This is a genomic window from Streptomyces sp. NPDC006925 (genome assembly GCF_042869575.1).
Classification (GTDB): Bacteria; Actinomycetota; Actinomycetes; order Streptomycetales; family Streptomycetaceae; genus Streptomyces.
In genome coordinates this window covers 28,493-41,356 of the sequence record NZ_JBIAGB010000007.1, presented here as the reverse complement: position 1 = coordinate 41,356, position 12,864 = coordinate 28,493, and the positions used below count along the sequence as shown (strand labels likewise).

The 12,864-nt window shown below is 70.0% G+C and carries 11 protein-coding genes; 3 read left to right on the top strand and 8 right to left on the bottom strand.

The window, feature by feature from the left end:
- Nucleotides 1-214 precede the first annotated feature (214 nt).
- From rbsD to ACFYNS_RS12210, 6 genes are all read right to left on the bottom strand, one after another.
- Nucleotides 215-610, bottom strand: a complete 396-nt coding sequence (rbsD, locus tag ACFYNS_RS12235) for a D-ribose pyranase (protein WP_360295608.1) — start codon at nt 608-610, stop codon at nt 215-217.
- Between the two features lie 4 nt (nt 611-614).
- The gene (locus tag ACFYNS_RS12230; protein WP_388602420.1) at nt 615-1,556 is read right to left on the bottom strand and encodes a ribokinase; all 942 of its coding nucleotides are present in this window, start codon (nt 1,554-1,556) and stop codon (nt 615-617) included.
- Nucleotides 1,549-2,367, bottom strand: coding sequence for an ATP-binding cassette domain-containing protein (locus ACFYNS_RS12225; RefSeq protein ID WP_360295614.1), 819 nt, complete (start codon nt 2,365-2,367; stop codon nt 1,549-1,551). Before ACFYNS_RS12225 ends, ACFYNS_RS12230 begins: the two co-directional genes overlap by 8 nt.
- Before the next feature lie 8 nt (nt 2,368-2,375).
- Nucleotides 2,376-3,335: an ABC transporter permease gene (locus ACFYNS_RS12220; protein ID WP_360295617.1), complete on the bottom strand. Its 960-nt coding sequence runs from the start codon at nt 3,333-3,335 to the stop codon at nt 2,376-2,378.
- A gap of 7 nt (nt 3,336-3,342) precedes the next feature.
- The gene (locus tag ACFYNS_RS12215) at nt 3,343-4,383 is read right to left on the bottom strand and encodes a substrate-binding domain-containing protein (protein ID WP_360295620.1); all 1,041 of its coding nucleotides are present in this window, start codon (nt 4,381-4,383) and stop codon (nt 3,343-3,345) included.
- Between the two features lie 181 nt (nt 4,384-4,564).
- Entirely contained in the window at nt 4,565-5,689 is a 1,125-nt protein-coding gene (locus ACFYNS_RS12210; protein WP_360295622.1) for a LacI family DNA-binding transcriptional regulator, read from the bottom strand.
- A gap of 986 nt (nt 5,690-6,675) precedes the next feature.
- On the opposite strand from ACFYNS_RS12210, the gene ACFYNS_RS12205 reads away from it, so the two are divergent.
- The gene (locus ACFYNS_RS12205; protein WP_360295625.1) at nt 6,676-7,197 is read left to right on the top strand and encodes a MepB family protein; all 522 of its coding nucleotides are present in this window, start codon (nt 6,676-6,678) and stop codon (nt 7,195-7,197) included.
- Between the two features lie 272 nt (nt 7,198-7,469).
- On the opposite strand, the gene ACFYNS_RS12200 is transcribed toward ACFYNS_RS12205, so the two are convergent.
- On the bottom strand, nt 7,470-8,375 hold the full coding sequence (locus ACFYNS_RS12200) for an Lrp/AsnC family transcriptional regulator (protein ID WP_360295627.1): 906 nt from the start codon (nt 8,373-8,375) through the stop codon (nt 7,470-7,472).
- Nucleotides 8,376-8,601: 226 nt separating this feature from the next.
- Between ACFYNS_RS12200 and ACFYNS_RS12195 the strand changes: the two genes are divergently transcribed.
- Nucleotides 8,602-10,299, top strand: coding sequence for an amidohydrolase (locus ACFYNS_RS12195; protein ID WP_360295630.1), 1,698 nt, complete (start codon nt 8,602-8,604; stop codon nt 10,297-10,299).
- Nucleotides 10,296-11,627, top strand: coding sequence for an MFS transporter (locus ACFYNS_RS12190; RefSeq protein WP_360295632.1), 1,332 nt, complete (start codon nt 10,296-10,298; stop codon nt 11,625-11,627). Before ACFYNS_RS12195 ends, ACFYNS_RS12190 begins: the two co-directional genes overlap by 4 nt.
- Before the next feature lie 116 nt (nt 11,628-11,743).
- Here the strand turns inward: ACFYNS_RS12190 and ACFYNS_RS12185 are convergent, their stop codons facing one another.
- Entirely contained in the window at nt 11,744-12,541 is a 798-nt protein-coding gene (locus ACFYNS_RS12185) for an SAM-dependent methyltransferase (RefSeq protein ID WP_360295635.1), read from the bottom strand.
- Between the last annotated feature and the right edge of the window lie 323 nt (nt 12,542-12,864).

Here is a 12,864-nt window from a genome sequence, read left to right as displayed (position 1 = left end):
ACCGAGACGGCACCACCGGGCGGCTGTACGACGGGCGCGCATGGCTCGCTGCCCCGGTGCCTCACTGAGGGCTGAAAGGGGTCCGTCCAGGTGGACGCGTTACGCAGCCCTGGATCCGCCGCGGAAACCGCCCTTCCCCCATCGGCCGAACGCGGGCGGGGCAGCCGGATGGATCCGCGGGAAACCGGTCACGGGGTGATCCGCGGGAAACCGGTCACGGGGTGAACGGTACGCCGGCGCGGCAGAGCACGTTGGCGTAGAAGGTGTCCTCTCCGGTGCGCACCGCGAACTTGACGTCACCGACCCTGGCCTTGAACTCGTCGTGGTCGAGGGGTTCGGGCTCGAGCCCGAACGAGCGCAGCCCGGTGTGGACGGTGGGGTTGATCTCGCGGACTCGATCGGTCACCCAGCTGTGCTCGACCACGACCTGTGCGAGCACCGCCTCAGCGACCTCCAGGAACGGGGGCCGACCGTACCGGTAGCCGAGATCCACGGTAGGGATGCCCGGCGGCAGGGGAAGCCCGGCGTCGCTTATGACGAAGGTGTCGGTGTGCCGTAGACCGGCGATCAGGCCGGCCAGTTCGTGGTGGATGATGCCACTGCGTTGCACAGGTTCAGTCCTTTCCCATGGTGGCGGCGATGGCTCGCAGAGTGTCCAGGTCGGCGTGTTGCTGTTGGGCGCCGGGCACGCGCACCGCCAGGGAGCCGGCAGCGATGCCCAGCCGAGCGGCCTCCAAGAGCGCGTCACCGGCGGCCAGTCGGGCGGCGAACACCCCGGCGAACGCGTCGCCGGCGCCGGTGGTGTCCACAACGGTGGCGGGGATGGCCGGTAGCGCGGTGGTGGTGCCGTCCGTATCGGTGATGATCGCGCCCGCCCCTCCGAGTGTGGTGACCACCGCCTTGGCACCCCGGCCGCGCAGTGCGGCGTGCGCCCTCCGCACGGCGGCCGGTTCCTTCGCATGCTCCGGATCGGACTGCCCGGAGACCGCTGCCTGCTCGTGCTCGTTCACGATGAGCACGTCGCAGCGGGAGAGCAACTCCTGCGGCAACTCGGCGGCCGGGGCAGCGTTGAGCAGGAACCGCCCCCGGCAGGCGACCGCCGCGCGCTGCACCACACCCAACGGGATCTCCAACTGGGCCAGCACGACCGACGCCTCCGCGCCGGCGCCATCGGTGCAGTCGCCCTCGGACGGCCACTGGAAGTTGGCCCCGGGGACCACGATGATGGCGTTGTCACGGGCCGCCACGGTGATCCACGCGGTGCCGGTCTCCGCGCCGGGCACCGTGGCCACCCCCTGCACGTCCACCCCTCTGGCGGCCAGCCCGGCACGGGCCTTGTCCGCCTCGGCGTCGTCGCCGACCCGGGCGATCATCGCGGTCCGCACTCCTGCCGACGCGGCCGCCACTGCCTGGTTGGCTCCCTTGCCACCGAGCGTGACCTGCGCGGTCCGACCGAGGATGGTCTGTCCGGGAGACGGGAAGGCGTCGGCCACCACGACGTGGTCGATGTTCACCGAGCCGATCACCGCGACGAGCGGCGAGCGGGGCTCATCCATGCGCGGCTCCTTCGACGGCCCCGGTGATCAGCCCGACCAACTCGTCGCCGGTGGTGTCGGCGACGGTCCGCCGGGCGGCGGTCTGCCCTCGGCGAAGCACGTACGCGGTGTCCGCCACCCGCAGTACCTGGGCCATGTCGTGGCTGATCAACAGCACGGTCACCGCCGCGTCCCGGAGCCGGCGGATCAGCTCCTCCACGGCCGCCGTCTCCCGCACACCCAACGCGGCAGTCGGCTCGTCCATGATGACCAGAGTCTTGCCCCAGTTCGCCGCCCGGGCGATGGCGATGCTCTGCCGCTGACCGCCGGACATCCGCCGCACCGTGGCCCGTACGTTCGGCACATTCACGTCCAGCCGGGACAGGATGTCCCCGCTATGGGCGATCATGGACTTCTTGTCCAGCACCCGGAACGGGCCGAATCCGGTGGTCAACTCGCGGTTCAGGTACAGGTTCTGCCATACCGACAGGTCCTCGATCAGCCCGAGGGTCTGGTATACGGTCTCGATGCCCAGATGCCGGGCGTCGTCCGGTGAGCTGAGCTGGATCGGCTCACCGCGGAACAGGATCTGACCGGTGTCCGGCGGGTGTACGCCTGTCAGGCAGCGCACCAGGGTGGACTTGCCCGCACCGTTGTCGCCCAGCAGCGCGGTGACCTCGCCGTCGGCCAGTGTCAGATCCACTCCCCGCAGCGCGTGCACCGCGCCGAAGGACTTGCGCAACCCGCTGATCTCGACGAGCGGTGGGCCGGTCGGGGCGGCCGAGCCCGAGGTGGAGGGTTCGCCCGCGACGCGGGCCGGAGTGTCCGTCATGTTCGCCTCTACTTCTGGAACCGGGAGATGAAGGCCGCACCGAGCACGACGACACCCACCGCGACGGGTTGGTAGTACTGAGAGATGCCCAGCAGGGTGAAACCGTTGATCAGGCTCTGCAGCAGCAACGCACCCGCCAGCGAGCCGAGCACGGATGCCTTCCCCCCGAACAGGCTGGACCCGCCGAGCACCACCGCGGCGATGGAGCTGAGCAGCAGGTCGGTCTGCAGGCTGGGGTCGGAGCCGCCGGTGCGGGCCACGAACAGCACGGCAGCGATCCCGCAGGCCAGACCGGAGCTGGCATAGGCGATCAACCGCATGCGGTCGACATGGATACCCGCCCCCCGCGCGGCGTCGATGTTGCCGCCGGTGGACAGCAGGTAGGTGCCGGTGCGGGTGCGGAACAGCAGGAAGCCCACCAGCGCGGCCACCAGGAAGGCCAGCACCCAGAACCAGCGCACCGGACCGATCCCGTCGATCGCCAGACCGCGCAGGAAATCCGAGTTCACCGGAATGGTGTTGCCGCTGGTCAGCAGCAGGGTAAGTCCGCTGACCACGGACAGCGAGCCGAGCGTGACGATGAAGTCGGTCATGTTCAGCCGAGCCACCAGCAGGCCGTTCATCACGCCCACCGCCAGCCCTGCCAGAAGCGCCAGCGACACCGCCACGGGCAGCCCCCAGCCGTGGGTGTAGGCGTACCCGAGAACCGCCGCCGACCAGGGCAGATTGGACCCCACCGACAGGTCGATGCCCGCCGTGGTGACCACGAGCTGCTGTCCCATGGCAAGCACCAACAGGATCGAGGCAGACACCAGCAGGTCGCTGATGTTGGACGTCGTGAGGAAGTCCGGGGTGGCGATGAAGAACGCGAGGAACACCAAGCCCAGTCCGATCGGGGCAGCGAACCGCGCCGCTGCCGCGACCGAGAGGTTTACGCCGAGCCGTCCCGGCGCCTGGGTGTCTGCCATGATCAACTCACTTCCCGGCCGAGGCCAGCGGGTTGGCGAACGGCTCGAACGGCTGCGGGAAGGAGCGGAGCGCCTTGTCCGCGTTGCTCGAGTCGACCAGCGCGATCGGGGCGACGATCCGCTTGGGCACGGTCTTGTGGCGGATCTTGTTGATGCATGCCTGCACGGCCAGTTGGCCCTCGGCGTAGGGGTACTGCGAGATGGTGCCGCTGAGCTTGCCGGCCTTCACTGCCTTCAGCGCGGCGGTGATGCCGTCCACCGAGATGATGGACACCTTGTCGGTCAACCCGGCGTTGCGCACTGCCTGCGCGGCGCCCAGCCCCATGGTGTCGTTGGCGGCGAAGATCCCGGTGATCTTCGGGTGCGCCTTGAGAATGCTCTCGGTGACCGTCTGCGCCTTGGCCTGGTCGTAGTCGGCGGGCTGAGCGGCCACGATCTTCAGCTTGCCGTCCACCTCCTGCGAGAAGCCCTTGTGGCGATTGATGCCGTTCTGCTCACCGGCGATGCCCTGCAGGATGGCCACCTCGCCCTTGCCGCCCATCCGCTTCAGCAGCGCCTTCCCGGCCTTCTTCCCCGCGGACAGGTTGTCCGAGCCGATGAACGATGCGTAGGACACGCCCGCCTTCTTCGAGGCCTTCGGGTCGATTCGGGTGTCCAGGTTCAGTATCGGGATCTTCTTCCGTGCCACCGGCACCAGCGGGGTGATCACGTTGGTGGCGTTCACCGGCACCACGCCGAAGCAGTTGTAGTTCTGCTTGGCCAGCGTGGACAACTTGGCGTTCTCCCCGGTGCTGTCGGTCTCCGACGCGCCCGCCTGGACCTCCACCTTGACGCCCTGCTTCTTGCCCTCGGCCAACGCGCCGTCGCGCAGCGCCGCCCAGTAGGGGTTGGTGAAGTTGCGGGTGACGATGGCGATGCGTACGTCGCCCTTGTCCTTGTCACCGGAACTCTGCTCGCCCCGGCCGCAGCCGGCCACCACAGCCATCAGGGAGACGGCGGCGACGGCGGCGATGGCGGAGCGGGGCCGGCGCGCAGTGTAGTTGTACATGGGTGTGCCTTTCTTCGCGTCATTGCGTCAGACAGGTTTGTGTCGGCTCGGTGAGTGGGGCCGACAGGTAGGGCCGGTGCTGCTCGGGCTCACGAGCGGGAAGCTCGCGGGACGGGTTGCCGCGCCGCGAACCGTGAGCCACCGCGTCGCTGAAGACCGTCGCACCGAGGAAGTTGTCTGGTCAGCCCACATGCGGAGGGGGGAGCCGCGCAGAGGCGCCCGGACCTGAATCCGAGTCGGGGGTGCCTGCCGCCCGGTTCAGCCGGTATAAGCGCTGGCCGATCGTCGAGTCGCCGCCGGCCGGGTCGGGACAGCCACAGGAGCCGCGGGCGACGAGCGTGGTGGTGTGGGTGATCCGCTGCGTCGGCAGCTCGGGATCGGCGATCTTGGCCAGCAACCACTCGACGGCCGAGCGGCCCAGCTCATCGAAGGGCTGACGCATCGTGGTCAGCGCGGGCACCGTGTAGGCGCTGCCGTCGATGCCGTCGAAAGCGCAGACCGCCACATCGTCGGGAACCCGCACGCCCAGTTCGGCGGCGGCCCGCAGCACACCGATGGCCTGCTCGTCGCTGGCGACGAAAAGAGCGTCGGGACGCTGCGTGCCCGCGAGCATACGTCGGCCGGCCCGGTACCCGTCGGCCCGTCCGAATGGCACGTGTACCAACGGGCAACCCGCCGGATCCACTCCGGCATCGGTGAGAGCGCGGTGCCAGCCGGCTGCGCGGTCGACCGTCGGATGAATGCCTTCGACCCCGGCGATGCAGCCGATCCGCTGCCTGCCATGGCCGAGCAGGTGGGTGGTGGCCTGGTATCCGCCGTCCTCGTTGTCGGTGAGGACGTACGTCGCGCCCGGCAGTTCCAGCTCGCGGTCGAGCACGAGCCGAGGCACGGCCTGCTCGGACAAGTCGGTGGTCCAACTGCGCGGGCCGTGTGCCGGTACCACGATGAGTCCGTCGACCTGCCGGTCGAGCAGGGTCCGGATGTACGCCGCCTCGCGGGCGTCGTCGCCCATCGCGTTGCCCAGCAGCATCGTGTAGCCGGAGGCGAAGCCGACGTCTTCGATCACGCGTGCCAGCTCGGCGAAGAACGGGTTGGAGTTGTCGGGTACGACGAGCCCGATGGTCATCGTCCGGGAGGTCTTCAGCGACCGAGCCACCGCGTTGGGGCGGTAGCCGAGCCGGTCAATGGCCGCGAGGATCCGCTCACGCGTAGGAGGTGCGACCCTGCGCGGGCCGCCGTTGAGCACGTAGCTGACCAATGCCTCCGAGGTGCCTGCCAGGCGCGCTACGTCGCGGCGAGTGACCATCTCAGTCCAGCTTTCAACACGAGTTGATAGGCCGCAACGACAATCAACACGAGTTGACCGGGTTGCGTTGCATGAATATGGGCCATCGCTCTGCCCATGCGCAAGAGGCCGCTCGAAATGCTTTCGGTAACGAGTTCTGCACCCAGCTCCGGCCTCCGCCGTTCGCCCGCCGTCGCGCCACCTGACGACGACGGTGGACTCACCGCCGTCAAGCGACCCGATACCCGGCTGACCTGGCGTTATTCGGCCGATCGCGCAGCTCGTCGGCCGGATGTGGGAGGGCGAGCGGGGGTGTTCCGAGGCGACGGTGATCGTGGCGTGGTGCCCGTCGGTGGTCCCCGCGCCGGCGGCGGGCCCCTGCGACCGGTGCGCTCCGGACAGTCGTGCGTATCGTCCGCCCCGTCCGGACGGTGCAGTCACCGCTCCTCCGGGGCCGCCTCAACCTCCCCCGGACAGTGCGTCACTGGCCGCCCGTCGACCGGCGAGTGCGCGACGTCTCCGTCCCCGAACCGACCAGTGGCCACGGCAGCCGCAGGAGTGCTCGCTCTCCCCTGAGTCACCCACCGACTCGACCACACACCGCCCGCAGTACCGGTCATGGGCAGCAGCCCGTCCCCCGCCTCCAGCCCCGGGGACGGGCCCGGTACTCACCCACCCTCCCGTCGAGTGGCAACACCACCGTGCCGGCCGGGCCACCAGCATCGGCGGCCGCTCCCCGCCCGAGGACTCTCTCGGCCGCCGCAGTCCCGGGTCGGCCCACTTGCCACAAGTTGCAGCCAATTCCCGGAGGGCCGGACGACGCAGAGCCCGCAGCCGGACCTCGCAGAGCCTCCCGTTTCCCGGCGCTGATGCCCGCCGCCCGGCGGAGACGGGCTTCAGCTCCCGGGTTCCGCCGGGAAGGGGACACCGGGTTCGCGGCCGCCGGTCGAAAGGCCGGCCAGGAGGGTCCGGAGCAGTACGCGCGCGTGCGATGACAGGATGGCGTCATGGTGACGAATCAGCCGTGGACGGGGCTTCACGGTGACCTGCTGGCAGCGAAGGCGCTGGTGTACGACCCGAGCGGTTTCGCCTGCTCGCTGCCGGTGACCGAACCCGAGAGCGCCGAGTACGCGGCTTGCGCGTTCACGCTCGACGACCGCTCGGTCCGGTTCCGCGCGGCCAGGACCACCCCGACGAAGGTGGGCCAGTTCGTCACCGTGTGGCAGCGGTCCGATGAGGGGCCGATCCGCCCCTTCGACACCGACGACGGGGTTGACCTTTTCGTCATCAGCAGCCGCGACGAAGGCTTCGGGCAGTTCGTGTTCCCGCGCGAGGTGCTCTCCGAGCGCAACATCATCTCCCGCGACGGCGTCGGCGGGAAGCGCGGCTTCCGCGTCTATCCGCCGTGGGTGACCACGACGAACCGGCAGGCCCGCAGCGCCCAGGCATGGCAGACGAACTACTTCCTCAGCCTCGACCGGGCCGGGGGTGCCGACCTGGCGCGCGCCCGCGCCCTTTACCAACCATAGGCGCCCGCGGCGCCACGGCGTCCGATACGTGACAAACAGGGCGAAACGGAGTCGCCTGGGCATCGCCTGGCGCGAGTCCACCGTCCAGCACGTGACCAGTACAGGTCATCGCCCGCGGCACCGGCGGACACAGGGCTCCCCGCAGGCCATGCAACGCCTGCGCCGCTGCCGAGCAGTGGATCCCCGCCGTTCCCCCGGCGGCCTAACCGCCCCGCCCGACTGCCGCGGCGGCGGGGCGGGGATCGGGGCGGCGCCCCTCCCGGGGGGCGCTGCTACGGCGATGTCCTCGCGATGCCCCGCGAGTAGTGCTCCTTGAACACCTCCAGATGCGCCCAGGTGGTCAGGCCGCGCACCTCGTCGAGGGCCTTGAGCTGCTCGGTGATGTGGTGCAGGCGGGTCGTCGAGTCGGCGCCGAGCGTGATCACCAGGTCGAAGCGGCCCACGGTGCGGGCGACGAACTCCACTCCGGGCAGCGCGGCGAGGAAGGCGGTCACATGCTCGTCGTTGCCTCCGAGGTTCAATCCCGCGCCGAGGGCCGGTCTGCCACTGCCCGCACCCCGGCGCACCACGGCGGCCACGTGCAGGGCGCGGCTGGTGACGAGCCGGCTGACCCGGGCGCGCGCGGCACTGGGCGACATGCCGACGCGGTGGGCCAGTTCGACGAACGGCATGCGGCCGTCGCGCTCCAGCAGTTCGATGAGCCGCAGATCGGTTTCGTCGACGTGTACGTCGCTGCGGAGCGGCCCCTGCGGCATGAAGACCGACGTGACGACGTCGGTGTAGAGGAGCGTGTTGACCGCTCGTACCCGGGGCTGTGCGCGGAGGTGGGCGAGCGCGTCGTACAGTTCGCGGTCGCTGGAGACGCGCAGCTCCGCGACGAGGTCGTAGGCGCCGCTGACGGCGGAGACGAAGACGGACGCGTCCGTGGCGCACAGTGCGCCGACCACCTCGTCGGCCGGACCCGACACGGCGACGGAGACGTGCGCGAGCGTGGTGAGCCCGAGCAGCTGGGGATGTGCCACGGCGACGATCTCCACGGCCCCGGATCCGAGCAGGGCCTGCACCCGCGCCGAGACCGCCGTCCGCGGCGCTCCCACCCGGGCGGCAAGCTCGCTGTAGCTCGCCCTGCCGTCCTGCTGGAGCGCGGCGATGAGCTGTGCGTCCAGATCGTCGCTCATGAGCGTCCGAGACCCAATCTTTACAGAGTGATTCCGTACTTTCGCAGGGACAAGTTTACGGCTAGCGCGACTCTTGGAAACTGATCAGCCGAAAATCAGGGCCTATGGGCGACAGAAACGCTGCTGAACCTGCGCACGGCAGCGCACCTGGTATTGCTGCCGAGAGTGGGCGGATCTACGGTGCCGGTCACCGAAACGCCACCCCGACCCCGGCACGAGGAATCACATGCGCGCACTGCGCCACCAGGAGACATCGGTCCTGGACGCGACTGTCACCCTTTTCACCAGCGCCACCCTGCGCACCGTCGACCCCGGTACCGAAGGGGCCGAGGCGTTTCTCGTGCACGGGAACCGGTTCGGCGCCGTCGGCACCGTCGAGGAGTGCCGGGCCGAGGCCGCGCGGATCGGCCGGCCGGCCGTGGAGGTGGATCTCGGCGGCGCCGTCGTGGTCCCCGGCTTCGTCGATCCGCACGCCCATCCCCTGATGTACGGCCAGATGATGAGCTGGGTCGACTGCGGGCCGGACAAGGCGTCCGACATCCCGGGCCTCATCGCCCTGCTGCGCACGGCGGCCGACTCCCTGCCGCCCGGTCGGCCGGTGCGCGGCTACGGCTACGAGCACCGCAACCTCGCCGAGCGCCGCCACCCCACCAAGGAGGAGCTGGACCGGGTCAGCACCGACCGCGAGGTGTATCTGATGAACGCCAGCGGCCACGGTGGCGTCGTCAACAGCCGCACCCTGGCCCGGCACGGCGTCACCCGGGGCACGCCTGATCCGGAGGGCGGCACCTTCTTCCGGGACGCCGGCGGGGAGCTGACCGGGGAGATCTCCGATGCCGCCTGCAACATCCTCACCGGTGTCGGCGGCGTCAAGGTGGGCCGCCACGGGCCGAACTTCCACCTGGGGGACGAGCCCGAGGAGCATCTGCGGCAGCTGCGCGCCGCACAGGAGCGGTTCCTGGCAGGCGGTGTGACGACGGTCGGGGACTGCCAGGTGACCCGGCGCGAATTCGACACCTATCTGCGGCTGGCCGACGGCGGCGAGCTGCGCACCCGCGTCGGCATGTACCTGCTGAGCCATCTGCTGGACCACGTGATCGAAACCGGGATGCACGGCGCTTTCGGCAACGCCCGGCTCTCCTTCGCGGGGATCAAGTTCTACGCCGACGGCACCCTCGGCGGCTGGACGGCCTACTTCCCCGACGGCTACGTCGGGGACCCGTGCCGCACCGGGCAGCTCTACCACGAACCGGGGGCGTACCGGGAACTCATCGACAGGGCGCACTCCGTGGGACTCCAGACAGCGACCCATGCGCAGTCGCCCGACGCGATAGAGATGGTGCTCGACGCCGTCGAGGCCGCACAGGAGCGCCACCCCCGGTCCGATGCGCGGCACCGGATCGAGCACTGCGGGCTGCCCACCGTGGAACAGATCAAGCGCATGCACCGGTTGGGCATCCACCCGGTCAACCAGACCCAGCACTACTACAACTGGGGCGAAGGCGTCACCGATGCGATCGGCACCCCCGGCGAGCGGTTCAACCCGCTCGGCGAGTTCCTGGCGGCCGAAGTACCCGTGGCACTCAGCTCGGACGCGCCCGTGGCGGAGCCGAAGCCGCTGGAGGCGCTCCAGGCAGCCGTCACCCGTGTCACCCGGCGTGGGCACCGGCTGGGCGACGCCTCCCTGCGGATCCCGGCAGCCGACGCGCTCGCCGCGCACACGCTCGGCGGCGCCCGCGCCCTGGGCCGCGAGCACGAACTCGGCAGCATCACCCCGGGCAAACTGGCCGACTTCACCGTCCTGGACGCCGATCCACTCGCCGTCGCCCCGGAGTCCATCGCCGCGATCGACGTCCTCCAGACGTGGGTCGACGGCGCGCTCCAGCACTCCACCACAGCCACACCGACCGAGGGGCAGCCGTGACGGAACACGCTCAAACCCGCAGAGCGCGCAAGGCGGGTATCGCCGCGTTCGTCGGCACCACCATCGAGTGGTACGACTTCTATGTCTACGCCACCGCCGCGTCCCTCGTCTTCGGCCGGATCTTCTTCCCCGAGGGGACGGACCGGCTCACCGGAATCGCCGCGGCGTTCGCCACGTACGCGGTCGGATTCTTCGCGCGGCCGCTCGGCGGTGTCGTCTTCGGCCACATCGGCGACCGGTTCGGCAGACGCAGCGCGCTGGTGATCACCCTGACCATGATGGGCGCCGCGACGTTCCTCGTCGGCCTGCTGCCCACCTACGCCGGCATCGGGGTGTTCGCCCCCCTCCTGCTCGTCCTTCTCCGCTTCGTGCAGGGCATCGCGGTCGGGGGCGAATGGGGCGGCGCCGTCCTGATGGCCGTCGAACACGCACCGGAGGAGAAGAAGACCTTCTACGGAGGCTTCGCACAGCTCGGCAACCCGGCCGGAGCCCTGCTGTCCACCGGCCTGTTCAGCCTGCTGTCCACCTTCGGCGACGACGCTCTCGAGGAGTGGGCGTGGCGGGTGCCGTTCCTGCTGTCGGCGGTGCTCATCGTCATCGGCGTCCTCATCCGCCTGAAGATCGAGGAGTCGCCGGTCTTCGAGGCCGAGCCGGAGCCCGACGGGGGCCTGCCGCTGACGTACGCGCTCAAGACGAACTGGAAGCCCATCCTGCTGGGCATCGGCACGCTTCCCATCGCGGTGGGCGGCTACTACCTGGTGACCACCTTCATCACCGCGTACGCCACCGATCCGGCAGTGGGGCTCTCGAAGACGGTGGTGCTCAACGCACTGAGCGTCGCGGCGGTCGTCGAGCTGATCGCGACGCTGGGAGTCGCATGGCTGGGCGACAAGGTCGGGCGCGTCCGTGTGGTCATCTGGGGTCTGGCCGCGGTGGCCGTGCTGGCCGCACCGCAGTTCCTGGTGGTCTCCTCGGACTCGACGGTGCTGATCTTCCTGGTCTTCGCCGCTATGCGGCTGGTCATGGCGGCGACGTACGGTCCGGTGGCCGCGGTCCTGGCTCAGATGTTCGGCCCTCAGGCGCGCTACACCAGCATCTCGGTGACCTACCAGGTGGCCGGCGCGCTGTTCGGCGGCCTCTCACCGGTGGTCTCGACGCTGATGTTCCAGGCGACCGACAGCATCGTCCCGGTCATCGTGCTGCTCGTCGCCATGTGCGCGCTGAGTATCGCGTGCCTGTTGAGGGCACCGCAGCACACCGACGAGGCCGCAACCGCGGAGAGCCCCGGGCCGACTGCGTCGGCCGGCACGGCGTCCGGACCCGTGTGACGGGGGAGTTCGGCAGCTGATCCCGGGGGGCCGTGCAGGAGGGCCGGGGTCGCGGACGGGAGCGCCTGCTCACGGGTGAGCCCGCCGCGCCCCCGGCCCTCCGGCATGCGGCGCACTCACGGTTTGCGGGCGACTCCGCCGTATGCGGCGATCCGCGGCCGCTCCCCGATCTCGGTGGACTGCGGCCGCCACTCGGTGATGGGGACGAAGCCCGGGGCGACGAACTCGAATCCGTCGAAGGCGGCGCGGATCTGATCCTGGGTGCGCGGGTTGTAGGGAGCCCCGCCGGTCTTCGCGTATTCCTCGCAGAGGGTGACATACGCCTGGCTGTCGACGGAGCCGTCCCACAGGACCAGGTGACTGCCCGAGGGCACCGCGTCCATGACGGTGCGCACGACGCGCAGCATGTCCTCGTGGGTGTCGGCATGGCCGAGCACCCCCATGAACATGACGGTGATCGGCTGGGTGAAGTTCAGAACGTTCCGGGCGTCGGCGACGATCTGCTCCGGGTCGTGGAAGTCGGAGTTGATGTAGCTCGTGACTCCCTCGTCGGAGGTGTTGGTCAGCAACGCCCGGGCATGGGCGAGTACCAGTGGATCGTTGTCGACGTAGACGACCCTGGACTCCGGTGCCGCGCCCTGTGCGACCTCATGTGTGTTCTGCATGGTGGGCAGACCGGTACCGATGTCGAGGAACTGGCGGCTGCCGGCCTCGTCGGCCAGGTGGCGCACGGCGCGGATGAGGAACTGGCGTGACTGGACGGCCATGGTGGAGATGTCCGGGTCGATCTCCAGGCACGCTTCTCCGACGGTGCGGTCGACCTGGTAATTGTCCTTGCCGCCCATCCAGTAGTTCCAGATCCGGGCCGAATGCGGGATGTCGCTGCGGATCGCCGGTTCCTGCGGTTTCGGCATGGGCGTTCAGCTCCTCTTGGCCTTGATGAGCGACAGACGATCGCCGCGGCCGGGCCTGCCGCGGGCCTCCTCCAGCCCGCAGGCACCACCTGGGCACGGCTACCGCACGTTACCCCTCGGACACACCCGCTGTGCCGACATTGAAAATTCTTAATGCTTGTCATTCATTCAGTTCGGATGCGGTTCCCTCCCGTCACCGGGAAGCCCGGGAGCGGGGGGGGGGGGGGGGGGGGGGGGGGGGGGGGGGGGGGGGGGGGGGGGGGGCGGGCCGGGCCGCCCCCCCCCCCCCGCGCCCGCGCGCGCGGGGGCCCGCGCGCCGCGCC

What these genes read in the sequence shown, in the direction of transcription:
- ACFYNS_RS12230 (WP_388602420.1), bottom strand. Translation starts at nt 1,556, where the DNA reads ATGGATGAGCCCCGCTCGCCGCTCGTCGCGGTGATCGGCTCGGTGAAC.
- ACFYNS_RS12225 (WP_360295614.1), bottom strand. Translation starts at nt 2,367, where the DNA reads ATGACGGACACTCCGGCCCGCGTCGCGGGCGAACCCTCCACCTCGGGC.
- ACFYNS_RS12220 (WP_360295617.1), bottom strand. Translation starts at nt 3,335, where the DNA reads ATGGCAGACACCCAGGCGCCGGGACGGCTCGGCGTAAACCTCTCGGTC.
- ACFYNS_RS12215 (WP_360295620.1), bottom strand. Translation starts at nt 4,383, where the DNA reads ATGTACAACTACACTGCGCGCCGGCCCCGCTCCGCCATCGCCGCCGTC.
- ACFYNS_RS12210 (WP_360295622.1), bottom strand. Translation starts at nt 5,689, where the DNA reads ATGGTCACTCGCCGCGACGTAGCGCGCCTGGCAGGCACCTCGGAGGCA.
- ACFYNS_RS12205 (WP_360295625.1), top strand. Translation starts at nt 6,676, where the DNA reads ATGGTGACGAATCAGCCGTGGACGGGGCTTCACGGTGACCTGCTGGCA.
- ACFYNS_RS12200 (WP_360295627.1), bottom strand. Translation starts at nt 8,375, where the DNA reads ATGAGCGACGATCTGGACGCACAGCTCATCGCCGCGCTCCAGCAGGAC.
- ACFYNS_RS12195 (WP_360295630.1), top strand. Translation starts at nt 8,602, where the DNA reads ATGCGCGCACTGCGCCACCAGGAGACATCGGTCCTGGACGCGACTGTC.
- ACFYNS_RS12185 (WP_360295635.1), bottom strand. Translation starts at nt 12,541, where the DNA reads ATGCCGAAACCGCAGGAACCGGCGATCCGCAGCGACATCCCGCATTCG.